Source organism: Saccharopolyspora cebuensis (assembly GCF_039542665.1).
Classification (GTDB): domain Bacteria; phylum Actinomycetota; class Actinomycetes; order Mycobacteriales; family Pseudonocardiaceae; genus Saccharopolyspora; species Saccharopolyspora cebuensis.
Genome location: NZ_BAABII010000003.1, coordinates 680,466 through 707,028 on the forward strand (window position 1 = coordinate 680,466; position 26,563 = coordinate 707,028).

Sequence of the window (26,563 nt, forward strand, 5' to 3'; positions counted from 1 at the left end):
CCTGGTCGTCATGGCCGGTAGGTCAGGTGCACGACCCCGCTGTCGAAGGGCTGCGTGCGGGTCAGCCGGAACCGGGTGGGGGAGAAGTCCCCGCCGAACAGCGGGATCCCGTCGCCCGCGACGACCGGGTGCAGCTTGACGACGATCCGGTCGATCTCCGGCAGCAGCGCCGCGGCGAGCTTCCCGCCGCCGCAGAGCCAGATCCCCGCGCCGGGTTCGCGCTTGAGCTCGCGGACCTTCGCGACGGGGTCGGTGCGCACCAGTTCGACGGTCGGATCCGGGCTTTCGGCCATGGTCCGGGAGAACACGATGCTGCGCAGGTGCCGGTAGGCGTTGGTGATGCCTTCGCGCAGCCCGATGTCGTAGCTGCCGCGTCCCTGCAGGACGGTGTCGAACTGCTCGTTGGGCACGTCCACCATGCCGAGCATCGGCCGCAGGTGGGTCGGGATGATCTCGGGGAACTCGTCGCGGATGGGTTGGGCGTGGTCGCCTTCGAGGAGGAAGAAGTCCGGGTTGTCGTTGGCCGGACCCGTGATGCGTCCGTCCAGTGTGGACGCGACCAGGTAGGTGAGTTCGCGCAAGCGGGCCTCCGGAGCACTTCGGTGGAGTGGACCGAACGTACTCCGGAAGGAGTGGTCGGCAAACGCCTTTTCCGGCAGGGGCCTGGGTCCGCAACCCGCACCGCCGCAGACCGCACCCCCCGGCTCCGCCCCCGCCCCCGGCGCACCCGACCAGGTGAACTTTTCCCAGGTGAGGGGCACCCTGTACCAAGTAACGCGGCTAAGGGTGCCCCTCACTCACCACCCTTTCAGGTGAATCGGCGCAGGGGTCGGCGTGCGGCGGCGGGTTCCGGCGCGGCGAGCAGCTCGGGTGCTGCCGGACACGCGGATCCGGTGGCCCGGCCGGGTGGAGTTTTTCGAGGTGAGGGGCACCCTTGTCCCAGTAACTTGGGCAAGGGTGCCCCTCACTCACGTCGCTTTCGGGTGACGCCCGGTGGGGAGCCTTCAGCGGGCGATGAACTCGTCGAGGTGCACGTCGGGGTCGGCGAGCCTGGCGGTGTCGACCATCGCGCCGGAGCTGATCAGAGTGCCGATCTGGTGCCCGACGTCGGGGGTGTTGACGTTCATCCCCGCCAGCACCCGCCCGTTGTCCAGCCAGAACGCGATGAACTCCTGCCGGTCCACGTCGCCCCGGAACAGCACCTGGTCGTAGTCCCCGGGTGCGGCGTGGCCGAGGTACTCCATGCCCAGGTCGTACTGGTCGGTGAAGGCGTACGGCAGCTCGGCGTAGCGGCCCGCGCCGCCGAGCATGGTCGCCGCCGCGGTGGCGGGCTGGTCGCGCGCGGTCGCCCAGTGCTCCACCCGCAGCCAGCGGCCCAGCACCGGGTGGAAGGCGTTGGCGACGTCCCCGGCGGCCACCACGTCGGGGTCCTCGGTGCGCAGCGCGGAATCCACCACGATGCCGTCGTCCACCCGCAGCCCGGCGCGCTCGGCCAGCCCGGTCTCCGGTTCGACGCCGACCGCCACCACCACCGCGTCCGCCGCGAGCCGCAGCCCGCCGGACAGCCGCACCCCGGTGGCCCGCCCGTCGTCGGTGGTGATCTCCTCGACGCCGGTGGCCAGGTGGAAGTCGACGCCGTTGGACTCGTGCAGCCGGGCGAAGACCTCCCCGACCTCCCGGCCCAGCGCCGGTTGCATCGGCAGCTCGGCGATGTCGACGACGCTCACCCGCACCCCGTTCGTGCGCGCGGCGGCGGCGACCTCCAGCCCGAGCCAGCCCGCGCCGACCACCACCAGCCGCCGGATCTGGGCCAGGGTGGCGCGCAACCGCTCGGAGTCCAGCCCGGTGCGCAGGTGCAGCGCGGACCCCGCACCCGGGACCGGCAGCGTCCGGGGACGGGCACCGGTGGTGAGCAGCAGCTTGTCGTAGTCCAGCGCGGAACCGTCGGCGAGCGCGAGCCGGTGCGCGGCCCGGTCGAGGCCGGTGACCTCGGTGCGGGTGCGCAGCTCCACGTCGTGCTCGGCGTACCAGTCGGGGCGGTGCACGTGGGCGACCTCGAAGTCCTCGGTGCCCATCAGGTAGCCCTTGGACAGCGGCGGGCGCTGGTACGGCCGCCTGCGCTCGGCGCCGAGCAGCACGATCCGGCCGTCGAAGCCCTGCTCGCGCAGCGCCTCGGCGCCCTTGGCCCCGGCCAGTCCGGCACCGACGATCACGAAGGTCTCGGATTTCGCCACGGTGTTCCGCCCAGAGGTAGACGACGCTCCTCTGCGAGCGTGCGGCGCCGCCGGGGCACCGGCAACTCACCGGCTGGCAACCCACCGGCTGGCAACTCACCGGCTGGCAACTCACCGCCGAGAACCACCGGGCGTCGGGGCGCTCCCGCCGGGGGAGCGCCCCGCGCCGGTCAGCGGACCGCGTCGAGCGCGTCCACCATGCCCGCGCCGTAGAACCCGGCGCCGGTCGCGCCGCCCGCGCACACCGCGTCGACGGTGCCGTCGCCGTCGGGGTCGTAGCGCACCGGGCACTCCAGCGTGTCGGCCTGCTGCTTCAGCGCGCCGACGACCCGCTGCGCGGGCCAGTCCGGGTGGGTGCTGCGCAGCAGCGCCACCACGCCCGCGGCGTGCGGACCGGCCATCGAGGTGCCCTGCATCCAGCCCCAACCGCCGCCGGGGACGGTGGACAGGACGCGGCCGTTGGCCGACGGCGTGTCCGGGATCTGCCGGGAGTCGCCGCCGGGCGCGGTCACGGTGATGGAGTTCAACCCGTAGCTGGAGTAGTAGGACTTCACCGACTCCGCGCCGACCGCCGAGACCGACACCACGCCGGGCAGCTCACCGGGCAGCACGTGGCAGTCGTGCCCGGTCCGGCGGTCCTGGGTGGGCCCGCCGTTGTTCGGGCTGTTCGTGTCGTGGATCGGCTTGGACAGGTCCCAGTTGCTGTTGCCCGCCGACACCACGTTCACCACGTCGCGGGACTGGGCGTAGGCGACCGCGCGGCGGACCGCCTCGGCCCCGGCGCGCTGGTCGGGGTCGCTCTCGCACCACAGGTACCAGGGGTCGACGAAGTAGGAGTTGTTGGTGACGTCGATGCCGTGCTCGGCGGCCCAGATGAACCCGCAGACCGCGAACTCGGGGTAGATGAAGCCCTCGTCGCTGATCACCCGGATCGAGGCCAGCGAGACGTCCGGGGCGACCCCCGCGATGCCGACGCCGTTGCGCGCCGCCGCGATGGTGCCGGCCACGTGGGTGCCGTGGTCCTGGCTCTGGTTCTCCGGGGCCCACTTCGCCGGGTCGGTGTCCGGCGTGCCGCCGCCCTCGACGCAGCTCACCGAGCGCGAGGTGTCGAGGTTGGCGCGCAGGTCGGGGTGCTCCGGGTCGATGCCGTAGTCCAGCACGCCGACGGTGATGTCCTCGCTGCCCTGGGAGATCTCGTGCGCCTCGGCGGCCTTGATCAGCGGCAGGTCCCACTGCTCGGGCTCCAGCGGCTCGGCACCGGGTGCGGCGGCCAGCGGGGCGGCGTCGACGGTGCCTTCGAGCTGCTCGAAGCGCTGCGGCTTCGCGGGCGGGAGCTGCTCGGCGAGGTTGCGGCTGGCACCGGCCTGCTGCACCCCGGGCATCCCGCGCACCGCCTCGGCGAAGGCCGGGTCGGTGGAACTGGCCACCACGACGCCGATCTGCGGCCAGCTCTGCAGCACGGTGCCGCCCGCCGAGCGCACCGAATCCTCGGTCGCGTCGAGGCCGTCGCCGTAGGGGCCGATCACCACGAAGTGCGCGGGCGCGGCGGTGGACGCGCTCGTCGGCTCCGAAGTCCCGACGACGCCGGCCGGGACCAGCAGCGCCAGGGTGAGGGCCGAGCCGGCGATCTTCGCCACTCGACCTCTCATGCGTTTGTGGGACACATGTCCTCCCCAGGACGGCAAATTGGACACAAAGACATTGCCGGAGGATTTTGCGCCTGATCTGGGGACGCCCGGTAGAGCGCAACGGAGTAATTAGGTAGCCGAGAGTGATGTTCTGGTACGCGATCGCGGACTCGGCAGCGCGCCGCCGCCCGACCTAGAGTCGGGGGGTGTCGGTAGATCAAGAAACATCCGAACCGGTCCCGAGCGCATCGGCGATGCGCCGGGCACTCCGCCGCGCCACCGACGGGGTCGCCCTCGACGCCACCGAAGCCGCCGTCCTGCTGCACGCGCGGGACGACGACCTCGACGTCCTGCTCGCCGCCGCGGCCCGGGCCCGCGACGCGCACCTGGTCGCCGAGGGGCGCGCGGGCCTGATCACCTACAGCCGCAAGGTGTTCGTCCCACTCACCAGACTGTGCCGGGACCGCTGCCACTACTGCACGTTCGCCACCGTCCCGCACCGCGTGGAGGCCGCGTTCCTGGAGCGCGAGGAGGTCCTGGAGATCGCCCGGCAGGGCGCCGCCGCGGGGTGCAAGGAGGCGCTGTTCACCCTCGGGGACCGGCCGGAGGAGCGCTGGCCCGCCGCCGCCGAGTGGCTCGACGCCCGCGGCTACTCCTCGACCATCGACTACCTCCGCTCCTGCGCCATCGCGGTGCTGGAGGAGACCGGCCTGCTGCCGCACCTCAACCCCGGGGTGCTGAGCTGGTCGGAGCTGACCAGGCTCAAGCCGGTCTCGCCGAGCATGGGCATGATGCTGGAGACCACCGCGGAGCGGCTGTGGTCGGAGCCGGGCGGGCCGCACTACGGCAGCCCGGACAAGGACCCGGCGGTGCGGCTGCGGGTGCTCGCCGACGCCGGGCGGGTCGCGGTGCCGTTCACCAGCGGGGTGCTGCTGGGCATCGGCGAGACCCGGACCGAGCGGGCCGAGTCGCTGCTCGCGCTGCGGGCCAGCGCCCGGCAGTACGGCCACCTGCAAGAGGTCATCGTGCAGAACTTCCGGGCCAAACCGGACACCGCGATGCGCGGGACCCCGGACGCCGACCTGCACGAGCTCGCCGCCGCGGTCGCGGTCGCCCGGCTGCTGATGCCCTCCGGGGTGAGCGTGCAGGCACCGCCGAACCTGGTCGGCGAGGAGCACCTGCTGATGCTGCGCGCCGGGATCGACGACTGGGGCGGGGTGTCGCCGGTGACGCCCGACCACGTCAACCCGGAACGGCCGTGGCCGCACATCGACGAGCTCGCCGCGGTCACCGCCGAAGGCGGGTTCACCCTCCGGGAGCGGCTGACCGCCTACCCCCGCCACGTCCGCGCCGGGCTGGCCGGGGACAGCACGCAGTGGCTGGACCTGCGGGTCGCCGGGCACGTCGCCGCGCTGGCCGACGCCGACGGGCTGGCCCGCGAGGACGCCGTGCCGCAGCCCCGGGAGTGGCAGGAGCCCGACGGCGGTTTCGAGTCGATCGGCCGCACCGACCTGCACCGCAGCATCGACACCGCCGGGCGCAGCGAGGACCGGCGGGGCGACTTCGACACCGTCTACGGCGACTGGGACGAGCTGCGCAAGCAGGTCCCCGCGGCGGCACCGGAGCGGCTCGACGCCGACGTGCGCGGGGCGCTGCGCCTGGCCGAGCGCGACCCGGCCGCGCTGCTGGCCGACGACGCCGCCGCGATGGCCCTGATGACCTGCGACGGCCCGGCGATGGAGGAGCTGGCCCGGATCGCCGACGGGTACCGCCGCGAGGTGGTCGGCGAGGACGTGACCTACGTGGTCAACCGCAACATCAACTTCTCCAACATCTGCTACGTCGGCTGCCGGTTCTGCGCCTTCGCCCAGCGGGAGCGCGACGCCGACGCCTTCCGGCTCTCCCCGGACGACGTCGCCGACCGCGCCGAGGAGGCGTGGCGGGCCGGGGCCACCGAGGTCTGCATGCAGGGCGGCATCGACCCCCGGCTGCCGGTCAGCGGCTACGCCGACCTGGTGCGCGCGGTGCGGACCCGGGTGCCGGAGATGCACGTCCACGCCTTCAGCCCGATGGAGGTGGTCAGCGCGGCGGCCAAGGCCGGGGTGAGCATCGCCGACTGGCTCGCCGAGCTGAAGGAGGCCGGGCTGGGCAGCATCCCGGGCACCGCCGCCGAGATCCTCGACGACGACGTCCGGTGGGTGCTCACCAAGGGCAAGCTGCCCGCCGCCGAGTGGATCGAGGTGGTGAGCACCGCGCACCGGCTGGGCATCCCGTCCTCGTCGACGATGATGTACGGCCACGTCGACAACCCGGAGCACTGGCTGGGGCACCTGAAGACGCTCGCGCGGGTGCAGGACCGCGCCCGCGAGCACGGGGCGGCCGGGTTCACCGAGTTCGTCCCGCTGCCGTTCGTGCACCGCAACGCGCCGATCTACCTGGCCGGTCTGGCCCGGCCCGGGCCGACGCGGCGGGACAACCGCGCGGTGCACGCGATGGCCCGCCTGCTGCTGCACGGGCGGATCGACAACGTGCAGTGCTCGTGGGTCAAGCTCGGCGACGAGGGCACCGGGGAGGTGCTGGCCGGGGGCGCCAACGACCTCGGCGGCACCCTGATGGAGGAGACGATCAGCCGGATGGCCGGTTCCGAGCACGGCTCCGAGCGCAGCGTCGAGGAGCTGCACGAGCTGGCGGGCCGGATCGGCCGCCCCGCGCGGCAGCGCAGCACCACCTACCAGCCGGTGGGGCGGCGGCAGTTGGGCGTCACGGCCCTCCGGTGAGACGCCCGGCCTAGGCTCGCTTGTGACTCATGTCACACTCGGTTGACGGCGGAGGTCGGGCCTGCGCGTCCGGCCTCCGCCCCTGGCCAGCGGCATTCCAAGATCAAAATACCCGCTCGGGTGACCCTCGCGCCGGTCACTATGCTCCCCTCCGTCGCGGCCGGTTCACGCGATGCGACCCCGCTCGCCATCCGCGGTCGCTACCGTCCGCCGTGAGCTCCGCCGAAAAACGTCGACCTGGAACGGGTCTGTCAAGGGAGGCACGCTCGTGCGCAGCCGAACCACCAGTGGGTACGCGCGCCTGACCGCGCTCGGTGCGGCACTGCTCGCCATGCTCCTGACGGCGCCGAGCGCCGCCGCGGCGCCCGCCGTGCTCGCGCAGTCCACCGCCGTGGACAAGCTGAACATGCCGGTCGGGGTGACGGCCGTCGGCCTCGGCATCGTCGGCATGGTCGCCGGGGTGTTCCGGAAGAAGAAGATCCAGCCGGAGAACCAGCGCAAGAACTGAAGCGGACCCGCTCCCGCGCACCGTCCGCGCACTGGGAGAATCGGGCCGTGAGCAGCGAAAGCCAGTCCGCGGCCAAGCCGCGCGTGTTCTCGGGCATCCAGCCGACCGCCGACTCCTTCCACCTCGGCAACTACCTCGGCGCCCTGCGCGAGTGGGTCACCATGCAGGACACCGCCGACGCCTTCTACTGCGTCGTCGACCTGCACGCGATCACCGTCGCGCAGGACCCCGACGAGCTCCGCCGGCGCACCCGGGTCTCGGCCGCCCAGCTCCTCGCCCTCGGGATCGACCCGGAGCGCTCCACGCTGTTCGTGCAGAGCCACGTCCCCGAGCACGCCCAGCTGAGCTGGGTGCTGGAATGCCTGACCGGCTTCGGCGAGGCCGGCCGGATGACGCAGTTCAAGGACAAGTCGGCGCGGCAGGAAGCCGAACACGTCGGCGTGGGGCTGTTCACCTACCCGATCCTGCAAGCCGCCGACATCCTGCTGTACCAGACCGACGCCGTGCCGGTCGGCGAGGACCAGCGGCAGCACCTGGAGCTGACCCGCAACCTCGCGCAGCGCTTCAACTCCCGCTTCGGCCCGACCTTCGCGCTGCCCACCGCGCACATCCCGAAGGACACCGCCAAGATCCAGGACCTGCAGGACCCGACCGCGAAGATGAGCAAGTCGGTCCCGGCGGGCGTCGTGGAGCTGATGGAGAGCCCCAAGCGCTCGGCCAAGAAGATCCGCTCCGCGGTCACCGACCTGGAGAAGGAGATCCGCTACGACGTCGAGAACAAGGCGGGCATCAGCAACCTGCTGGTGATCTACTCGGCGCTGACCGGCCGCTCGATCGCCGAGCTCGAAGCCGCCTACGAGGGCAAGGGCTACGGGGACCTGAAGAAGGACCTCGGCGAGGTCGTGGTGGACTTCGTCACGCCGTTCCAGGAGCAGGTGCAGGGCTACCTCGACGACGTGGCCGAACTCGACAAGGTGCTGCGCAAGGGCGCGGAGCACGCGCGCGAGGTCGGCGCCGCGACGCTGCGGACCGTCTTCGACCGCATCGGCTTCCTCGCTCCGACGAGCTGAGCTGATCATCCGCCAGTAGCCTGCTGCCAGCGTCGACGATGCGGCAGGAGGTCCCGGGTTGGTTGCAGAGCGGCTTGCGCCGCGGTGCGGGTGGCGGGACCTCGGCGCCCCCCTCGCTCCGGGCGCCCAGGGCACGGCATCGGGGCGTCCTCGCGAGGACGCCGCTGAGAACGCGCCTGGAAGGACCCCGTAGTGGCGGAACCGGGACGGCTCGACCGGCTGCGCCGCAGGTACCCCTGGCTGGACCGGCTGATCCGGTCCGCCGGGCGGTACCAGCGGCAGTACGGCGACTACTACGCGGCCGCGGTTACCTACTTCAGCGTGCTCGCGCTGGTCCCGCTGCTCATGATCGCCTTCGCGGCGGCCGGGTTCGCGCTGGGCGGCAACCCCGAGCTGCTCGACCGGCTGCGCGCCTCGATCACCGAATCGGTGCCCAGCCCGGCCATGCAGGAAATGCTCAACCGGGTGGTCAGCCAGGCCATCGAGAACGCGGGCGCGGTCGGCGTCATCGGCCTGCTCGGCGCCCTGTACTCCGGGCTAGGCTGGATGACCAACCTGCGCGAGGCGGTCACCGCCCAGTGGACCCAGCAGCCGACGCAGCCGCCGATGCTCAAGCGGCTCGCCGCCGACCTCGGCTCCCTGGTCGGGCTCGGTGCCGCGATGGCGGTCTCGTTCGCGCTCAGCGCGCTCGGCGGCGGCGTCGGGCGGTGGCTGCTCCAGCTCGCCGGGGTCGAGCGGACCACCGGCGCGGCGATCGGGCTCACCGCGCTGTCCGTGCTGCTCTCCCTGGCGGCGAGCTGGCTGGTGTTCCTGTGGGTGCTGGCCCGGCTGCCGCGCAGCCCGGTCGCGGTGCGCAGCGCGGTGTGGGGCGCGCTGTTCGCGGCGATCGGCTTCGAGGTGCTCAAGCAGGTCGGCGTGATCTACCTGAACAGCGTGACCGGTTCGCCCGCCGGGGTCGCCTTCGGGCCCATCCTCGGTCTGCTGGTCTTCGCCAACCTCACCTCGCGGTTCGTCCTGTTCGTCACCGCCTGGACCGCCGCCGCGCCGGACAACGAGCGGGCGGAGCCGGTCACGACGCCCGGACCCGCGGTCATCCGGCCGGTGGTGCGGGCGGGCGGGCCGCCGAACGGGCGGACGCTGGCCGGGGCCTTCGGCCTCGGCGCGCTCCTCGGCTGGGGCTGGCACCGACGGCACCGGCGCTGATCTCGAGCCGCACCAGCCACCGCCGGTTTCACCCGAAATGGTGGTGAGTGAGGGGCACCCTTGCCCAAGTATGTGGGGCAAGGGTGCCCCTCACTCCGATGAGGTTCACCTGGTCCGGTGGCTTGGGGGTCGGGGGTCAGAGGTAGTCGTCGCCTCGGCGGCGGCGGTTCACCGCTCCGCGGGCCCGGCGTCGCCGGACGGTGAGCGCGCTCGCGAGACCCAGCGCGGCCGCCGCCAGCACCGCGCCCGCCGCGGCCAGGACGCCGATCCCCGCGGTGTCCTGGCCGGTCGGCGTCGTGTCGGCCAGCGGACCGGCCCCTCGGGGCGTCGGTGCCGGGGGCGTCGTGGTGCGGGGTTCGGCGGTGACCAGCTCGCCGACCGGTTCGTCCAGCCGGAAGCCGTAGTCCAGCAGGTCCATCACCTGCCCCGAGAGCCGCTTCGGCTTGTTGTCGCCGCGCAGCGCCACCGCGACGAGCCGGCGGCCGTCGCGCTCGGCGGCGCCGATGAAGGTGTGCTGGGCGTCGTCGGTGTACCCGGTCTTGCCGCCCAGCGCGCCGGGGTAGTTCAGCAGCACCGCGTTGTCGCTCCACACCTCCAGCGGCGGCTGCCCGGGCGGTCCGGGCAGCACGGCGTGGCGGGCGCCGACCGCGGCGGCGAACTCGGGGTGCTGCATGGCGGTCCGGAAGATCAGCGCCAGGTCGTAGGCCGAGGTGCTCATCCCCGGCCCGTCCAGGCCCGACGGGGTGGCCGCCCGGGTGTCGTGCGCGCCGAGGCGGGCGGCCAGCTCGTTCATCCGGTCGACCATCGCGTGCACGCCCCCGGCCATCCCCGCCAGCGCGTGCGCCGCGTCGTTGCCGGACTGCATGAGCAGCCCGTGCAGCAGGTCCCGCACCGAGTAGGTGACGCCGGGGCGCAGGCCCACCCGGCTGCCCTCCCGGTCGGCGTCGGCCTGGGTGGCCACCGCGGTGTCGGTGAGCTCGAACTCGCGGAGCGCGACCAGCGCGGTGAGCACCTTGATGGTGGAGGCGGGCCGGTGCCGGGCGTGCGCGTCGTCGGCCGCCAGCACCGCACCGGTGTCCAGGTCGGCGATCACCCAGCTCGCGGCCGTGATCCCGGACGGCGGTTCGGGCGCCCCGTCGGCGCGGACGCCCCCGCAGCCGCCGAGCCGGTCCCCGCCGATCGGCTCGGACGGCACCGGCAGCGGCCCCGGCGAGGGCACGCCCGGGGGCGGGACCTCCGAGGAGTCCACCGGCGGCGGTGGCACCGCCCCGCTGGAGCACCGGGCAGGCGGCTGCTGCGCCAGCGCGGGACCGCCACCGGCCAGCAGCGCGACGGCGAGCACGACCACCGAGGCGCGGCGGGCGGAGGCGGAGAACGTGCGGCCGACCGGAAGGCGGGAGCTCACGGGCACGTGCAGCAGGTTAACGGGTACTCGCAGGTAGTGACCCCGGGACCGCCCTGACCCGGTCAGGTGAACCAGGTCGATACTGGGGCCGTGACACTCACCCGACGCACCTCGCTGTTCCTGCTCGCCTTCGGCGTCTGGACCTACCTGCTGTGGCCGAACTTCATCCGCAACATCTGGGGCAGCGACCGGTCCTGGGTCGACGGTGCGCCCACGTCCTACCTGATCGTCCACGTCGTCATCGCGGCCGTCTCCCTCGTCCTGGGCACCGCCATCGGAGTCCTCGGCTGGCGCGGCTTCCGGGCCTCCCGCAGGACCTCCTGAAACACGACGACGGCGCCCGTCGGGGGGACGGGCGCCGTCGTGCGCGGGTGGGTCAGCGGCCGCGGAACATCAGGGCTCGCTTGACCTCCTGGATGGCCTTGGTGACCTGGATGCCCCGGGGGCACGCGTCGGTGCAGTTGAACGTCGTGCGGCAGCGCCACACGCCCTCGACGTCGTTGAGGATGTCCAGCCGCTCCTCGGCGCCCTCGTCCCGGCTGTCGAAGATGAACCGGTGGGCGTTGACGATCGCCGCCGGGCCGAAGTACGACCCGTCCGACCAGTACACCGGGCACGAGGTGGTGCACGCCGCGCACAGGATGCACTTGGTGGTGTCGTCGAACCGCTCGCGCTCGGCGACCGACTGGACGCGCTCCCGGGTCGGCTCGTTGCCGGTCGCGATCAGGTAGGGCTTGACCGCGCGGTAGGCCTCGAAGAAGGGCTCCATGTCGACCACGAGGTCCTTCTCCACCGGCAGGCCCTTGATGGCCTCGACCGACACCGTGGTCTCGCCGCTCTTGCCGAACAGGTCCTTCATGAGGACCTTGCAGGCCAGCCGGTTGACGCCGTTGATCCGCACCGCGTCGGACCCGCACACGCCGTGCGCGCAGGACCGGCGGAAGGTCAGCGTGCCGTCGATGTACCACTTGATGTAGTGCAGCAGGTTCAGCACGCGGTCGGTGGGCAGCGCAGGCACCCGGTAGGACTCCCAGTGCGGGGCCTCGTCCTGGTCGGGGTTGTACCGCAGGAGCTTGACGGTGACCATCGTCGCGCCCTCGGGCACCGGCGGCGCGTCGTCCGGGAGGTCGTGGGTCTCGTTCTGGGTGGTGGTGGCTGCGGTCATCAGTACTTGCGCTCCATCGGCTGGTAGCGGGTGACGACGACGGGCTTGTAGTCCAGGCGGATGTCGGACTGGAACCCGGTGAGGCCGAGCGGCGCGTTCGGGTCTTCGCGGTCCGGCAGCACCTTGTACTGCATGCTGTGCCGCATGAAGTTGACGTCGTCCCGGTCGGGGTAGTCCTCGCGGGCGTGACCGCCGCGGGACTCCTTGCGGGCCAGCGCGGCGTTGACCAGGGCCTCGGCCAGGTCCAGCAGGAAGCCCAGCTCGATCGCTTCCAGCAGGTCCGAGTTGTACCGCTTGCCCTTGTCCTGCACCGCGATCCGGCCGTAGCGCTCCTTGAGCGCCTGCACGTCCGACAGCGCCGTCTTCAGCGTCTCCTCGGTGCGGTACACCGACGCGTTGGCGTCCATCGTCTGCTGCAGCTCGGTGCGGATGGTGGCCACCCGCTCGCCGCCGTGCGCCGTCCGCAGGTGCTCGACCATGCCCTCCACGAGCTTCGCGGGCTCCTCCGGGAGCTCGACGTGCTCGTGGGCCAGCGCGTGCTCGGCGGCGGCGATGCCCGAACGGCGGCCGAAGACGTTGATGTCCAGCAGCGAGTTGGTGCCCAGCCGGTTCGACCCGTGCACCGACACGCAGGCGACCTCGCCCGCCGCGTACAGGCCCGGCACCACGGTGTCGTTGTCCCGCAGCACCTCACCGGTGATGTTGGTCGGGACGCCGCCCATCGCGTAGTGCGCGGTCGGGTAGACCGGCACCAGCTCGGTGGTCGGCTCCACACCCAGGTAGGTGCGGGAGAACTCCATGATGTCCGGGAGCTTGGCCTCCAGCAGCTCCTCGCCGAGGTGCGTCACGTCGATGTAGACGTAGTCCTTGTTCGGACCGGCGCCGCGACCCTCCAGGACCTCCAGGGCCATCGCGCGGGCCACGATGTCGCGCGGCGCGAGGTCCTTGATCGTCGGGGCGTAGCGCTCCATGAACCGCTCGCCGTCGGCGTTGCGCAGGATGCCGCCCTCGCCGCGGACGCCCTCGGTGATGAGGATGCCCAGCCCGGCCAGGCCGGTCGGGTGGAACTGGTAGAACTCCATGTCCTCCAGCGGCAGGCCCTTGCGGTAGACGATGCCCATGCCGTCGCCGGTCAGGGTGTGCGCGTTGGAGGTGGTCTTGAAGACCTTGCCGAAGCCGCCGGTGGCGAACACCACGGACTTGGCCTGGAAGACGTGGATCTCGCCGGTGGCCAGCTCGTAGGCCACCGCGCCGCTGCACACCTGCCCGTCCGGGCCGTCGCTCATGATCACGTCGAGGACGTAGAACTCGTTGAAGAACTCCACGTCGTGCTTGACGCAGTTCTGGTACAGCGTCTGCAGGATCATGTGGCCGGTGCGGTCGGCCGCGTAGCAGGCCCGGCGCACCGGGGACTTGCCGTGGTCGCGGGTGTGCCCGCCGAACCGGCGCTGGTCGATCTTGCCCTCGGGGGTCCGGTTGAACGGCAGCCCCATCTTCTCCAGGTCGAGGACCGCGTCGATGGCCTCCTTCGCCATCACCTCGGCGGCGTCCTGGTCGACCAGGTAGTCACCGCCCTTGATGGTGTCGAAGGTGTGCCACTCCCAGTTGTCCTCCTCGACGTTGGCCAGCGCGGCGCACATGCCGCCCTGGGCCGCGCCGGTGTGCGACCGGGTCGGGTACAGCTTGGTCAGCACCGCGGTCCGGGCGCGCTGCCCCGCCTCGATGGCGGCGCGCATCCCGGCGCCTCCGGCGCCGACGATGACCACGTCGTACTTGTGGAATTGCATGGTCGTCTCCTCGGGGCCGACGGGCCTGCTACTGCCTACCGGGGCAGGACCCGCCGGTGCTCGTCTCAGGTCGGGGTCAGCCGATGTTCGGGTCGAACGTGAACAGGACGAAGGTGCCCAGACCGACGGTCAGGATGACCGAGACGTACAGCAGCATCTTCAGCCAGAAGCGGGTGCTGTCCTTGCGGGAGTAGTCGTTGATCACCGTGCGCAGGCCGTTGCCGCCGTGCAGCCCGGCCAGCCAGAGCATCGCCAGGTCCCAGAACTGCCAGAACGGCGAGGACCAGCGGCCGGCGACGAACGCGAAGTTGATGCGGTGCACGCCCCCGTCGAGGAACAGCATGATCAGCAGGTGGAACAGCACCAGGAACAGCAGCACCACGCCCGACAGCCGCATGAAGATCCAGCTGTAGAGCTCGAAGTTGCTGCGTCGGGCGGCGGGCCGCGTCGAGGAGCGCGGCTTGTCCACGGACAGCGGAGCTTCGGTGGTCATGGTTCACAGCCCCCCGAACAGTTCGGTCGCGGCACGGCCGAGCAGGCTGATCGATGCCGGGATCATCAGCACCAGCCACAGGCCCACAACGGTCCACAGCATCGGCTTCTGGTACTTGGTGCCCTTGGCCCAGAAGTCGACGAGCATCACGCGGATGCCGTTGAACGCGTGGAACAGCACCGCCGCCAGCAAGCCCAGCTCGAACAGGATCATCAGCGGGTGCTTGTAGGTCTCGATGACCGTGTCGTAGGCGTTCGGCGAAACCCGGACCAGGGCCGTGTCCAGGACGTGTACGAACAAGAAGAAGAAGGTGAGTACGCCCGTGATCCGGTGGGCGACCCACGACCACATGCCCAGATCGCCGCGGTAGATCCCCTTGGCGCGCGGACTGCCCGTGCGCTCCGGGGTATCGGCCGCGGAGGCGGTGGTGCTGGCCATGGTGAAGGGCCTCCAACCTCGCTGGTGGACTGACGGCCCCGGTCGGGAACCTGGCGACCGGGGCCGAGTCGCAGTGGTTCCCCGTCGCCGGGGCGTACGCCCGTCACCGGCCGCTTGTGCTGGGGCCTTGACGTCTCGGAATGCTAGTCCCGTCCCTGATGCCGGGCCTACTCGCCTGTGCCGTCTGTGATCGACCAGACAAGCTACGTGCGGCTGTGGATCGATGTAGAAATCATTTCGTGACTCCAACCGATGCGCATGGGGCGGCGTCAAGACCTAGTTTCGAGAGCCACGTCACCGGATGGCGTGAACCGCGTCCCGATCGAATTCGTCCGAGGACGACACCATCGGGTGGATTTCGTCCTGCGTCGTGGTCTTCCGGGGAGCCCGGGGGTCCGATCAGGAGGTCGCGGTGAGATCGACTGGGAAAGGGGAACGGCATGCTGCGAACGCCGACAGGGCGCTCGGGTGCCGCAACGACGCGCCGCAGGCGCACCGCCGCGCTCGCCGCGCTGCTGGCCGGCGCGCTCGCGCTCACCGGCTGCGCCAAGGACGCCGGCGGCCGGGACGGCGGCAGCGCCTCCGGGCAGGGCTGCCGCCTGGCGCCGCCGCCCGCCGCGGCCCCGGCCACCACGACGTCGAGCGAGCGGACCCGGCAGCCGCTCCCGGACGCCTCCCAGCTGCGCGTCGGGCTCGCCTTCGACATCGGCGGCCGGGGTGACGCCTCGTTCAACGACGCCTCGGTGGCCGGGCTGGACCGGGCCAAGGCCGAGATGGGCCTGGCCGAGGTCAAGGAGCTCGACGCCGGGGCGGGGGAGTCCGAGGACGCCAAGCTGACCCGGCTCCAGCAGCTCGCCCGCGAGGGCTACGACCCGGTGATCGCCGTCGGCTACGCCTACGCCGGCGCGGTCCGGACCGTGGCGCCGCAGTTCCCGGACACCCGGTTCGCCATCGTCGACGAGAACGTCCAGGGCATCCCCAACGTCACCCCGCTGGTCTTCGCCGAGGAGCAGGGCTCGTTCCTGGTCGGGGTCATCGCCGCGCACCGCTCCCAGAACTGCCACGTCGGCTTCGTCGGCGGCGTCGAGACCCCGCTGATCGGCAAGTTCGAGGCGGGCTTCGTGCAGGGCGCCCGGGCCGCCGCGCCGGACATCGAGATCGAGCGCGACTACCTCACCCCGGCCGGGGACTACAGCGGCTTCCAGGACCCGAACAAGGGCGCCGAGATCGCCCAGGGCCAGCTCGACGCGGGTGCCGACGTGCTCTACCACGCCGCCGGGGCCTCCGGGAAGGGCGTGTTCTCCGCGGTGCACTCCGCCGAGGCCCAGGCCATCGGGGTCGACTCCGACCAGTACCACCAGCCGACGGTCGCGCAGTTCAAGGACGTGATCATCAGCTCCATGCTCAAGCGGGTCGACCTCGCGGTCTTCGACTACGTGGCCGCCGTCGCCCGCAACGATCTGAGCACGTTCCCCACCAAGTTCGACCTGTCCATCGACGGTGTGGGGTATTCCACTTCCGGGGGCATGATCGACGACCTGGTCCCGACGGCGGACGCCTACAAGGCGGCCATCGCGCGGGGCGAGATCCAGGTCTCCGACACCCCCTGACGCGCTGAGAGCTCGTCGTGAACCCGGTTTGCGGCGCGGTGCGGGTGGCCGGAACCTCAGCGGTCTTCTCGCTCCGGGAGCTCCTCGTCGCGAGAAGACCGCTGAGAACCCGCGGCGGGGCCGGTCGGGTGCATGGACCGAGCGGCTGCGCCGCTGCACGAGAAAAGAACCAGACCGACGTCCGATCGGGTTCCGCGCCGGTGGTGGCGGGTTCACGCCAACGCCGGGCCCGCCACCGCAGCACCCGGCATCGTCGGACGGCCCGGCGCCGCCGGACCACCGCGGTCGGCCGTCCCCTCCCCACGGAGCTCCATGAACACCTCCACCGAGCCGGATCCCGGCGGCCCGCCCGCTCGCGCGGGCACGCCCGCCGTCGAGCTCACCGGCATCACCAAGACCTTCCCCGGGGTCGTCGCCAACTCCGACGTGAACCTGTCGGTGGCCCCCGGCGAGGTGCACGCGCTGTGCGGCGAGAACGGGGCCGGCAAGTCCACCCTGATGAAGATCCTCTACGGGATGCAGCCGCCGGACTCCGGGACGCTGCGCGTGGACGGCGCCGAAGTCCGGTTCCGCACCCCGGCCGAGGCGATCCGGGCCGGGATCGGCATGGTCCACCAGCACTTCATGCTCGCCGACAACCTCACCGTGCTGGAGAACGTCGTGCTCGGCGCCGAATCCGCGCACGGCATCGGGCGGAAGGCCCGCGCCCGGGTGCTCGAACTCGCCGCGGGCGCCGGGTTCGACGTGCGCCCCGACGTGCCGGTGGAGCGGCTCGGCGTCGCCGACCGGCAGCGGGTCGAGATCCTCAAGGTGCTCTACCGGGGCGCCCGGATCATCATCCTCGACGAGCCCACCGCCGTGCTGGTGCCGCAGGAGGTCGACGAGCTGTTCGCCACCCTGCGCACCATGCGCGAGCAGGGCTTCACCTTCCTGTTCATCTCGCACAAGCTCGACGAGGTCCGGGCCATCGCCGACACCGTCACCGTGCTGCGCCGGGGCACCACCGTCGGCACCGTGCCCGCCGCCGAGGTCAGCTCCCGCCGGCTCGCCGAGATGATGGTCGGCAGCGCGCTGCCGGTGCCCGAGCGCGGCCCGTCCACCGTCACCGAACGCCCGGTGCTCACCGTGCGCGGGCTCGGCGCCGTCGAGCAGGACCGCGCCGTGCTCAGCGACGTCGACCTCGTGGTGCGCGCCGGTGAGGTGCTGGGCATCGCCGGGGTCGAGGGCAACGGGCAGACCGAGCTGGTCGAGGCCGTGATGGGGATGCGACCGCTGCGCGGCGGTTCGGTCCACCTCGGCGAGCGCGACCTCACCGGGCTGTCCACCCTGGCCCGCCGCGAAGCCGGCATCGGCTACGTCCCCGAGGACCGGCACCGGCAGGGGCTGCTGCTCGACGAGTCGCTGTGGTTCAACCGCATCCTCGGCCACCAGACCCGGCCGCCCGCCGCCCGCGGCCCCTGGCTCGACCTCGCCGGGGCCAAGGCCGACACCCGCCGCATCGTCGCGGAGTTCGACGTGCGCACCCCGGGCATCGACGTCGACGCCGCCGCGCTGTCCGGCGGCAACCAGCAGAAGCTCGTCGTCGGGCGCGAGCTCGCCGGTGATCCCGCCCTGCTCATCGCCGCGCACCCCACCCGGGGCGTGGACGTCGGCGCGCAGGCGGGCATCTGGGAGCACCTGCGCGCCGCCCGCGCCGCCGGGCTCGCCGTGCTGCTCGTCTCCGCCGACCTCGACGAGCTGATCGGGCTGTCGGACACCATCAAGGTCATGTTCGGCGGGCGGCTGGTCGCCGACGCCGACCCGCTGACCGTCACCCCCGAGGAACTCGGGGCCGCCATGACCGGAGCGGGGGAGAGCGCATGAACACCTGGCGCGCCCGACTGCTGCCCCCGGCGCTGGCGATCGTCTTCTCCGCCGTGCTGTGCAGCGCGGTGCTGCTGTTCTCCGGCGCCGACCCGGTCGCGACGCTGGCCGAGATGATCGGTCGCGTCGGCCGGGGCGGCACCGCCGTCGACATCCTCAACACCGCCGCGGCCTACTACCTGGTCGCCATCGCCGCCGCCATCGGATTCCAGATGAACCTGCTCAACATCGGCATCGAGGGCCAGTACCGGCTGGCCGCCTGCGTGGCGGCCATCGTCGGCGGCGCGATCAGCCTGCCGTTCGGGCTGCACGCCGTCGTCGTGGTCGTCGTCGGCGCCGCCACCGGCGCCCTGTGGTGCGGGATCGCGGCGCTGCTCAAGGTCTACCGCGGCGTGTCCGAGGTGATCTCCACGATCATGCTCAACACGCTGTCCATCGGCGTCATCGCCTACCTGGTGCAGACCTTCGGCGAACTGCGCGGCAACACCCTGGGCACCGCCGCCATCCCGCCGTCCGGCCAGGTGCCGGGGTTGTCCTTCGGCAGCGCGGGCACCGTCTTCGGGCTGGTGCTGCTGTCGGTGGCGATCGGCGTCGGCTACGCCCTGCTGCGCGACCGCACCCGCTACGGCTTCGACCTGCGGGCCACCGGGCTCTCGCCGACCGCCGCGCGGGCGGGCGGGGTCGACTCCAAGAAGATGGTGCTCACCGCGATGCTGCTCTCCGGCGCCATCGCGGGACTGGCCGGGCTCCCCGAGATCCTCGGCCGGGACCACACCTTCACGATCAACTTCCCCACCGGGTACGGCTTCGCCGGGCTCGCCATCGCGCTGCTCGGCCGCAACCACCCGGTCGGCGTCGCCTTCGGCGCGCTGCTCTGGTCGTTCCTGGACAAGAGCTCGCTCACGCTGGACAACATCGGAGTCCCCAAGGAGATCGTGATCATCCTGCAAGGCACCATCGTGCTGTCCGTGGTGGTGGCCTACGAACTGGTCCGGCGGCGCGAGCTCGCCGCCGAGCAGCGCCGGGTCGGCCGCGCCCTCGCCACCACCGGAGGTGACCGGGCATGACCAGCGCCTTCATCGAGACCGCCGCGGCCCCCGCCCGCCGCCCGATGCCCGGCTGGGCGCGCGCGGCGCTGTGGGTCGGCATCGCCGTCGTCGCGGTGTCGTTCACCTCGTACCAGACCGGGCTGCCCGAGCTCACCGCCTCCGGCACCGTGCAGTCCGCCGTCCGGCTCGGCGTGCCGATCCTGTTCGCCGCCCTCGGCGGGCTGTGGGCCGAACGCGCCGGGGTCATCAACATCGGCCTCGAAGGCATGATGATCCTCGGCACCTGGGGCGGTGCCTGGGCCGGTTACCAGTGGGGACCGCTCGCCGGGCTCGTCGCCGCGGCCGTGTTCGGCGCGCTCGGCGGCCTGCTGCACGCCGTGGCCACCGTGACCTTCGGCGTCAACCACATCGTCTCCGGCGTCGCCATCAACCTGCTCGGCGCCGGGACCGCGCAGTACCTGTCCACCCTGGTCTTCGAGCCGGTCTCGCAGAACCCGCGCGAATCGCCGCCGGTGCCCAAGTTCGACACCTACTCCGCGCAGCCCTTCGGCGACTGGTTGCAGTGGCTCGAAGACCTCCAGCGGGTCGGCATCTCCGACGTGGCGGGCATCCTCGGCGGCCTGCTCACCGGCGTCTCGCCGATCACCCTGCTCGCCTACCTGCTGGTCCCGGTCAGCTACCTGGTGCTGTGGCGCTCGCCGTTCGGGCTGCGGCTGCGCTCCTGCGGCGAGAACCCGGTGGCCGCCGAATCCCTCGGCGTCAACGTCTACCTCTACAAGTACTCGGCGGTCATCATCTCCGGCGCGCTGGCCGGGATCGGCGGTGCCGCCCTCATCCTCAACCCCGGGCAGGCCGGGTACCTCGAAGGGCAGACCAACAACCGCGGCTACATCGGACTCGCCGCGATGATCTTCGGCAACTGGCGTCCCGGCGGGCTGCTCGGCGGCGCCGCGCTGTTCGGCTACTCCGACGGGCTCCAGCTCCGGGACGGCGAGATCACCGTGCACGCCCTGTTCTACGCCGCCGCGCTCGTGCTGCTCGCCGTCGTGCTGCTGCAGATGTGGCGGCGGAACTGGTTCGCCGGGGGCGTGGCCCTGGTCGCCGCCGCGATCGTCTACTCGATCTACTGGTACACCGACGAGCTCCCCGAGGTGCTGACCGCCTACACCCCGCACCTGGTGACCCTCGTCGTGCTCGCGGCGGCGTCGCAGCGGCTCCGACCCCCGGCGGCCAACGGCCTCAGCTACCGCCGGGGCAGTTGACCCGAACGGGAACGGAGTGAGGGGCACCCTTGCCCAAGTAACTCGGGCAAGGGTGCCCCTCACTCACGTCCCGAACGGGTGACGGCCTGCCCCGGGCCTGTGGAACCCGGGGGTTGACGCGGGGGTGCGGTGGCGGTGTGGTGGTGGAGTGGGTGGTGCGGTCGACTGGGAGGCCTTGCGGGCGGCGGCGGTGCGGGCCGCCGCTTCGGCGTACTGCCCGTACTCGGGCCTGCGCGTGGGAGCCGCCGCGTTGTGCGACGACGGCCGGGTGGTGGTCGGGTGCAACGTCGAGAACGGTTCCTACGGGCTGACGTTGTGCGCCGAGTGCACGATGGCCGGTCAGCTCCGGCTCACCGGGGGCGGCCGGTTCGTCGCGGTGGCGTGCCGGAGCGGGGACGGCGACCTGCTGATGCCGTGCGGCCGCTGCCGCCAGCTCCTGCACGAGCTCGGCGGCCCGGACTGCGCGGTGGACACGCCGCGCGGCGTGCTGCCGATGCGCGAGGTGCTGCCGGACGCGTTCGAGCTGTGACGGGAGGGCGATGGTGTTCGCGGCGACCGACGTGATCCGCGCGAAGCGGGACGGGCAGCGGCTCACCGACGACCAGATCGACTGGGTGATCGACGCCTACACCCGGGGCGAGGTCGCCGAGGAGCAGATGGCCGCGCTGGCGATGGCGGTGCTGCTGCGCGGCATGTCGGGGCAGGAGACGGCGCGCTGGACCGCCGCGATGGTCGCGTCCGGCGAGGTGCTGGACCTGTCCGGGGTGCGGCGGCCGACCGTGGACAAGCACTCCACCGGCGGTGTCGGGGACAAGATCACGCTGCCGTTGACGCCGCTGGTGGCGGCCTGCGGTGCGGCGGTGCCGCAGCTGTCCGGGCGCGGGCTCGGCCACACCGGCGGCACCCTGGACAAGCTGGAGTCGATCCCCGGGTGGCGGGCGGAGCTATCGATGCCCGAGATCCGCGCCCGGCTCGACGACGTGGGCGCCGTGGTCTGCGCGGCCACCGCGGGACTCGCCCCGGCCGACCGCAAGCTCTACGCGCTGCGCGACGTCACCGGCACCGTGGAGTCCGTCCCGCTGATCGCGGCCTCCATCATGAGCAAGAAGCTCGCCGAGGGCGTGCGCAGCCTGGTGCTCGACGTCAAGTGCGGTTCCGGGGCGTTCATGAAGGACCTGGACAGCGCCCGCGAACTGGCCACCGCGCTGGTCGGCATCGGCACCGCGAACGGCCTGCGCACCAGCGCCCTGATCACCGGCATGTCGACGCCGCTGGGACGCGCGGTGGGCAACGCGCTGGAGGTCGCCGAGTCGGTGGAGGTGCTGCGCGGTGGCGGGCCGCCCGACGTCGCGGAGCTGGTGGTGGCCCTGGCCCGGGAGATGCTGGCGCACGCGGGGTTGTCCGATGTGGACCCGGCGGAGGTGCTCGCCGACGGCCGGGCGCACGAGACGTGGTGCCGGATGATCGCCGCCCAGGGCGGGGACCCGGACGCGCCGCTGCCCACCGCGCGGCACGTCGAGCACGTCACCGCCGCGGAATCGGGCGTCCTGGCGCGGCTCGACGCGATGGCCGTGGGACTGGCCGCGTGGCGGCTCGGCGCCGGGCGCGCCCGCAAGGAGGACCGGGTGGACCACGCCGCCGGGATCGTGGGCCTGGTCGAGCCGGGCGGGCGGGTCGAGGCCGGGCAGCCGCTGCTGGAGCTGCACACCGACCGCCCGGAAACCCTCCCCGCGGCGCGCGCCGCCCTCGACGACGCCTGGACCATCGCCGCCGAGGCCCCGGCGCCACCCCCGCTGATCCTCGACCGCATCACCTGACCCCGAGCCACCCGACCAGGTGGTTTCGACCTGAGTGAGGGGCACCCTGTACCACGTAACGGGGTACAGGGTGCCCCTCACTCAGCTCACGAACGGGTGAACCCGTGTTGGGGGCGCAGCGCGACGCCCCGCTCGCGGGTGCGGGCGGGGCGTCGCGGGGTGCGGGGGCTCAGGCGGTCTCGGGCTCAGGCGGTCTCGGCCGGGAGCTCGCCGCCGTCGTCGTCGGAGGCGATGGCCTTGTCCGGCTCGCGCTTGGCGCTCTTGGACCGGTTGCGCCGCTGCTGCTGCCGGGGCAGCGTGGTCGGCGGCGGCGGGGCGGACGGGGCGCCGCCGCCGAGGATCAGCTCGGCGAAGGTCGCCATCGCCTCGTCGAGCTGACCGGCGTGGCGCCGCTCGCTCTCCTCGTTGGCCTGGCGCACCATCGCGTCGACCGCCTCGGAGTCGGGCCGCGACGAGAGGGTGCCGCCGAGCTGCGAGAGGTTCTTCGACAGCGTGCCGCCGAGTTCCCCGAGCCCGGACTTGACGCCTTCCTCGACGGTGTTGATCCGGTCGCCGAAGCCCTGCTCGACCGCGTCGATCCGGCCGTTGACGTTGGTCTCGACCCGGTCCAGCCCGCCGGCGACCTCGTCGAGCCGGTTGGTGAGCTGCTCCAGCCGCTCGGCCAGCTTGTCCAGCCGGTCGGTCGGGTCCACCGCGGGGCGGGAGGCCAGGTGGTCGAGCTTGCCGTCGAGCTGGTCGCGGGACTGCGACACGGACTCGGACACCGAGCTCTGCACGGTGCTCGCGGACTCGGTGACGGCGCGCTGCAGCGCTTCGCGGGTGCCGTCGAGGTGCTCGTGCACGCCCTCGTCGATCTCGGCGAACCGCCCGCGCAGGCTGGTCTCCAGGGTGTCGACGCGCTCGCGGACCGGGCCGTGCACCGCCGCGGGCAGCGACTCCAGGCGGCCGTCCTGCTTGTCGAGGTGCTGGCCGAGCTCGTCGATCCGCTTGTGGATGTGGCCGAGCTTGTCCTCCAGCCCGTCCATCCGGCCGGAGACCCCGTCCATCCGGCCGACGACGCCGTCGAGGCGCCCGTCGAGCTGCGCGAAGGGGGTCGCCAGCTTGTCGACCAGCCCGTCGACGGAGGTCTTGAGCTCGCCGAGCGATCCGTCGTGGGACTCCAGCTTGGCCAGTGCCTCGTCGAGTCGTTCGGCGAGCACGCTGACCTCGGTGCGGTCCGGCAGCTCGGACAGCCGCTTGCGCACGGAGCCCAGGGACTCCAGCGGCGACAGCCGGGCGTGGATCTCGTCGAGCGCGTCGAAGATCTGCTGCTGTTCGCTTTCGCGAATCTCCGCCGCACGCGTGAGCATGTTGCGCATGCGGTCGAACGACATGTTCTCGGTCACGGCTAGGGGTGTCCTTCGTCGAGGGGAAGGTGAGGACTAGGGGAGCGTAGCTACTCGTTCCGGACGTGCCCAGCCGCCCCCCGATCTTCGTCCGCATCCCGATTTCGGATTCGCCGCCGTTCGGACCTGCACCGCAGGCCCGAACGGACCTGTCCGGGGTACGCCGAATGCGCATCTGGCGGAGCGTGCCGCCGTTCGGGTGAGATTCGGTGCGCAGGGGCCCGCGGCCCGACCGGCCGCGACGTCGCGACCCGGCCGGGCGATCCAGGTGCGCGGGGGTGGGCGAGTAGCGTGGTGCCATGTCGACACCGGTGAACCTGGACACGATCCGGCTTGCGCCGAAAGTGCTGCTGCACGACCACCTGGACGGCGGATTGCGTCCGGAGACGATCGCCGAGCTGGCCGCCGAGTGCGGGTACGCGGACCTGCCGCACGACGACCCCGTCGCGCTGGAGGAGTGGTTCGCCAGCGCGGCCGACTCCGGCTCGCTGGAGCTCTACCTGCAGACCTTCACGCACACGGTCGCGGTGATGCAGACCCCCGAGGCGCTGTCCCGGGTCGCCGCCGAGTGCGCCGAGGACCTGGCCGCCGACGGCGTCGTCTACGCCGAGGTGCGCTACGCCCCGGAGCTGTTCCAGGAGCGCGGCCTGACCCTCGACGAGATCGTGCGCGCCGTGCAGGAGGGCTTCCGCGACGGGGAGCGGCGCGCGGCGGCGGCGGGCCGCACCATCCGGATCGGCACCCTGCTGTGCGCGATGCGGCAGAACGCCCGGTCCGGCGAGATCGCCGAGCTGGCGGTGCGCTACCGGGACGCCGAGGTGGTGGGCTTCGACATCGCCGGTCCCGAGGCGGGCTTCCCGCCCACCCGCAACCTGGACGCCTTCGAGTACCTGCGCAGGCAGAACGCGCACTTCACCATCCACGCGGGCGAGGCCTTCGGGCTGCCGTCGATCTGGGAGGCGCTCCAGCACTGCGGGGCCGAACGGCTCGGCCACGGGGTGCGCATCGTCGACGACATCCGGGTCGACGACGACGGCGAGGTCCACCTGGGACGGCTGGCCTCCTACGTCCGCGACCGGCGCATCCCGCTGGAGATGTGCCCGTCGTCGAACCTGCAGACCGGCGCGGCCAAGTCGCTCGCCGAGCACCCGATCGGCATGCTGGCCCGGCTGCGCTTCCGCGTCACGGTCAACACCGACAACCGGTTGATGAGCCACTGCTCGATGTCGGGCGAGTTCGCCGCGCTGCACGAGACGTTCGGCTACGGCTGGGCGGACCTGCAGTGGTTCACGGTGAACGCGATGAAGTCGGCGTTCCTCGGCTTCGACGAGCGCTTGGAGATCATCAACGACCAGATCAAGCCCGGGTACGCGGCGCTGCTCGGATGAAGCCGCGGGTCCACCGGTGCGGGCTGCCACCGGTGGACCCGCACCCGCCGTGCGGGCGCGGCCGGCGGCTCAGTGCTTCCGGAAGCGGGCTTCCAGCGCGTCGACCACGCCGCGCCAGGCGTCGACCTCCGCGTCGAACGGCGGGCTCGGCGGCAGCCGGTTCGGGGTCGGGCGCAGGATGTAGGAGATCAGCCAGCCCAGCCGCTCCGACGAGCGCAGCGCGGTGACCTCCTCCCCGGCCCACGCGGCGGCGTCGAGCACCAGCTCCTCGGCCAGTTCGAGCTGCAAGGCGTCCACTTCGGACGGACCTTCGGCCAGGTCGGCGTCCAGCCCGGTGAGCACGTAGGTGTTGTCCGGGTCCACCTCGACGTCCAGCTCGCCGGCCACCGCCTTGTCCCGCACCTGCGACCAGGTCGCCACCTGCGCCAGGTCGGCGTCCTCCGCGGCGTCCTCGTCGGCCAGGAAGCGGGCCAGCGCGCGCGGCGAGCCGAACACGTCGATCCGGCCGTCGGAGCCCAGGAAGACCGGGTCGTCGCCGAGGTAGCAGCGCAGCGAGTAGTACTCGCCCTCGCTCGTGATGATCCGGATCGGGTCGATGCCGACCTCGCCCCAGAAGCCGACCTCGACCTCCTCGATGTCGTCCACTTCGGACGCCTCGGCGTCGGCGGGCTCCTCGTCGGAGCCGTCGGTCTCCAGCGCCTCGGCGAGCTCGGCCTCGGCGGTGGCCACCGCGTCCTCGGACACCTCCGGCTGGGTCACCACCCCGTCGATGGCGTCGAGCAGCTCGTCCCAGCGCTGCGCGACCACGGTGCACAGCTCGGTCCAGCGGCGCTGCCCGTCCTTGCCGGAGAACGCCAGCATCCCCTGGTCCAGCACGGCGAAGCCGTCCGCGGCGTCGAGCACCTCGTGGACCTGCTCCAGCTCGCAGACGTCGGCCAGCGAGCGGGCGATCTCCACGATGTCGGAAAGCTCGCCGAGGGTCCAGGTGTCCAGCGGCTCCGCGACCAGCTCCGGCACCCCCACCAGGTCGAACTGGTGGTCCTCGCCGGGGTTGAGGTCGCCCGCCGAGAGCTGCGGGACGACGTGCCACGCCGGGTGGTCGTCGAGGTCGTGCTCCCGGGCGGAGCGGACGAAGGCCGCCAGGCGGGCGGCGTCGGGGAAGGCGTACAGGCTTTCCTCGTGGCCGAGGAAGGCCTCCCACTCCTCGTCGTCCTCGCGCCAGCGAGGCGCCCACAGGGTGACCACGTCGCCCTGCGGCAGCCCGAGCTCGATGGGGACGATGTCCTGCGCCATCTCTCTACCTCCGGTCACCGAACCAGACGGCGCAGAAGCCTACGGGTTCGCGGTCGCTGCCTTGTCGCCCGGGCCGACTCCCGAGCCGCCCGCCCCCACCGTATCGACTCCCGCCCCGGCGCAGGCGCGGTGCACGGCCAACGGTCGGCCGGAGCGGTCCCGCGCCGGTCGCCGCACCCGGGATCGCC

General features: G+C 72.4%; 22 protein-coding genes. 12 read left to right on the forward strand and 10 right to left on the reverse strand.

The features are described 5' to 3' along the window. Positions 1-8: 8 nt before the first annotated feature. The 3 genes from ABD976_RS05890 to ABD976_RS05900 all read right to left on the reverse strand — a co-directional run bounded on the left by ABD976_RS05890 (position 9) and on the right by ABD976_RS05900 (position 3,871). Positions 9-581, reverse strand: coding sequence for a dihydrofolate reductase family protein (locus ABD976_RS05890; RefSeq protein WP_345358321.1), 573 nt, complete (start codon positions 579-581; stop codon positions 9-11). A 423-nt stretch (positions 582-1,004) separates the two neighbouring features. Then, entirely contained in the window at positions 1,005-2,234 is a 1,230-nt protein-coding gene (locus ABD976_RS05895; RefSeq protein WP_345358324.1) for an NAD(P)/FAD-dependent oxidoreductase, read from the reverse strand. A gap of 170 nt (positions 2,235-2,404) precedes the next feature. Continuing rightward, a complete protein-coding gene (locus ABD976_RS05900) occupies positions 2,405-3,871 on the reverse strand; it encodes a S8 family peptidase (RefSeq protein WP_345358327.1) in 1,467 nt (488 codons plus the stop codon). Positions 3,872-4,068: 197 nt separating this feature from the next. Here ABD976_RS05900 and ABD976_RS05905 point away from each other — a divergent pair, with 197 nt between their 5' ends. From ABD976_RS05905 to ABD976_RS05920, 4 genes are all read left to right on the forward strand, one after another. Further along, complete coding sequence (locus ABD976_RS05905; RefSeq protein ID WP_345358330.1) at positions 4,069-6,639, forward strand: bifunctional FO biosynthesis protein CofGH; 2,571 nt, start codon at positions 4,069-4,071, stop codon at positions 6,637-6,639. A 268-nt stretch (positions 6,640-6,907) separates the two neighbouring features. After that, a complete protein-coding gene (locus ABD976_RS05910) occupies positions 6,908-7,147 on the forward strand; it encodes a hypothetical protein (protein ID WP_345358333.1) in 240 nt (79 codons plus the stop codon). Between the two features lie 47 nt (positions 7,148-7,194). Next, positions 7,195-8,217, forward strand: a complete 1,023-nt coding sequence (gene trpS, locus ABD976_RS05915) for a tryptophan--tRNA ligase (protein WP_345358336.1) — start codon at positions 7,195-7,197, stop codon at positions 8,215-8,217. Between the two features lie 192 nt (positions 8,218-8,409). After that, on the forward strand, positions 8,410-9,420 hold the full coding sequence (locus ABD976_RS05920) for a YhjD/YihY/BrkB family envelope integrity protein (protein WP_345358339.1): 1,011 nt from the start codon (positions 8,410-8,412) through the stop codon (positions 9,418-9,420). A gap of 136 nt (positions 9,421-9,556) precedes the next feature. On the opposite strand, the gene ABD976_RS05925 is transcribed toward ABD976_RS05920, so the two are convergent. Next, positions 9,557-10,831: a D-alanyl-D-alanine carboxypeptidase family protein gene (locus ABD976_RS05925; RefSeq protein ID WP_345358342.1), complete on the reverse strand. Its 1,275-nt coding sequence runs from the start codon at positions 10,829-10,831 to the stop codon at positions 9,557-9,559. Between the two features lie 84 nt (positions 10,832-10,915). Between ABD976_RS05925 and ABD976_RS05930 the strand changes: the two genes are divergently transcribed. Beyond that, the gene (locus tag ABD976_RS05930; RefSeq protein WP_345358345.1) at positions 10,916-11,149 is read left to right on the forward strand and encodes an SCO4848 family membrane protein; all 234 of its coding nucleotides are present in this window, start codon (positions 10,916-10,918) and stop codon (positions 11,147-11,149) included. A gap of 52 nt (positions 11,150-11,201) precedes the next feature. Here ABD976_RS05930 and ABD976_RS05935 read toward each other — a convergent pair whose 3' ends face one another. From ABD976_RS05935 to sdhC, 4 genes are all read right to left on the reverse strand, one after another. Continuing rightward, entirely contained in the window at positions 11,202-11,990 is a 789-nt protein-coding gene (locus ABD976_RS05935) for a succinate dehydrogenase iron-sulfur subunit (RefSeq protein WP_345358348.1), read from the reverse strand. After that, positions 11,990-13,777, reverse strand: a complete 1,788-nt coding sequence (gene sdhA / locus ABD976_RS05940; protein WP_345358351.1) for a succinate dehydrogenase flavoprotein subunit — start codon at positions 13,775-13,777, stop codon at positions 11,990-11,992. The genes ABD976_RS05935 and sdhA overlap by 1 nt, the downstream gene beginning before the upstream one ends. A gap of 76 nt (positions 13,778-13,853) precedes the next feature. Further along, positions 13,854-14,270, reverse strand: a complete 417-nt coding sequence (locus ABD976_RS05945) for a succinate dehydrogenase hydrophobic membrane anchor subunit (RefSeq protein ID WP_345358354.1) — start codon at positions 14,268-14,270, stop codon at positions 13,854-13,856. A 3-nt stretch (positions 14,271-14,273) separates the two neighbouring features. Next, positions 14,274-14,708, reverse strand: a complete 435-nt coding sequence (gene sdhC / locus ABD976_RS05950; protein ID WP_345358356.1) for a succinate dehydrogenase, cytochrome b556 subunit — start codon at positions 14,706-14,708, stop codon at positions 14,274-14,276. A 440-nt stretch (positions 14,709-15,148) separates the two neighbouring features. On the opposite strand from sdhC, the gene ABD976_RS05955 reads away from it, so the two are divergent. The 6 genes from ABD976_RS05955 (at position 15,149) to ABD976_RS05980 (ending at position 22,309) form a co-directional block, all read left to right on the forward strand. Next, a complete protein-coding gene (locus ABD976_RS05955) occupies positions 15,149-16,318 on the forward strand; it encodes a BMP family lipoprotein (RefSeq protein ID WP_345358359.1) in 1,170 nt (389 codons plus the stop codon). A gap of 312 nt (positions 16,319-16,630) precedes the next feature. Then, positions 16,631-18,181: an ABC transporter ATP-binding protein gene (locus ABD976_RS05960; RefSeq protein WP_345358362.1), complete on the forward strand. Its 1,551-nt coding sequence runs from the start codon at positions 16,631-16,633 to the stop codon at positions 18,179-18,181. Then, a complete protein-coding gene (locus tag ABD976_RS05965) occupies positions 18,178-19,248 on the forward strand; it encodes an ABC transporter permease (protein ID WP_345358365.1) in 1,071 nt (356 codons plus the stop codon). The genes ABD976_RS05960 and ABD976_RS05965 overlap by 4 nt, the downstream gene beginning before the upstream one ends. After that, positions 19,245-20,492: an ABC transporter permease gene (locus tag ABD976_RS05970; RefSeq protein ID WP_345358369.1), complete on the forward strand. Its 1,248-nt coding sequence runs from the start codon at positions 19,245-19,247 to the stop codon at positions 20,490-20,492. Before ABD976_RS05965 ends, ABD976_RS05970 begins: the two co-directional genes overlap by 4 nt. A 148-nt stretch (positions 20,493-20,640) precedes the next feature. Next, positions 20,641-21,021, forward strand: a complete 381-nt coding sequence (locus tag ABD976_RS05975) for a cytidine deaminase (protein WP_345358372.1) — start codon at positions 20,641-20,643, stop codon at positions 21,019-21,021. Positions 21,022-21,031: 10 nt separating this feature from the next. After that, positions 21,032-22,309, forward strand: a complete 1,278-nt coding sequence (locus tag ABD976_RS05980) for a thymidine phosphorylase (RefSeq protein ID WP_345358375.1) — start codon at positions 21,032-21,034, stop codon at positions 22,307-22,309. A gap of 185 nt (positions 22,310-22,494) precedes the next feature. Here ABD976_RS05980 and ABD976_RS05985 read toward each other — a convergent pair whose 3' ends face one another. After that, positions 22,495-23,694, reverse strand: coding sequence for a hypothetical protein (locus tag ABD976_RS05985; RefSeq protein ID WP_345358378.1), 1,200 nt, complete (start codon positions 23,692-23,694; stop codon positions 22,495-22,497). Between the two features lie 299 nt (positions 23,695-23,993). Between ABD976_RS05985 and ABD976_RS05990 the strand changes: the two genes are divergently transcribed. Further along, positions 23,994-25,082 carry an adenosine deaminase gene (locus ABD976_RS05990; RefSeq protein WP_345358380.1) on the forward strand — a complete coding sequence of 363 codons (1,089 nt, stop codon included), beginning with the start codon at positions 23,994-23,996 and terminating at the stop codon, positions 25,080-25,082. A 69-nt stretch (positions 25,083-25,151) separates the two neighbouring features. On the opposite strand, the gene ABD976_RS05995 is transcribed toward ABD976_RS05990, so the two are convergent. Further along, on the reverse strand, positions 25,152-26,375 hold the full coding sequence (locus tag ABD976_RS05995) for a primosomal protein (protein WP_345358383.1): 1,224 nt from the start codon (positions 26,373-26,375) through the stop codon (positions 25,152-25,154). Between the last annotated feature and the right edge of the window lie 188 nt (positions 26,376-26,563).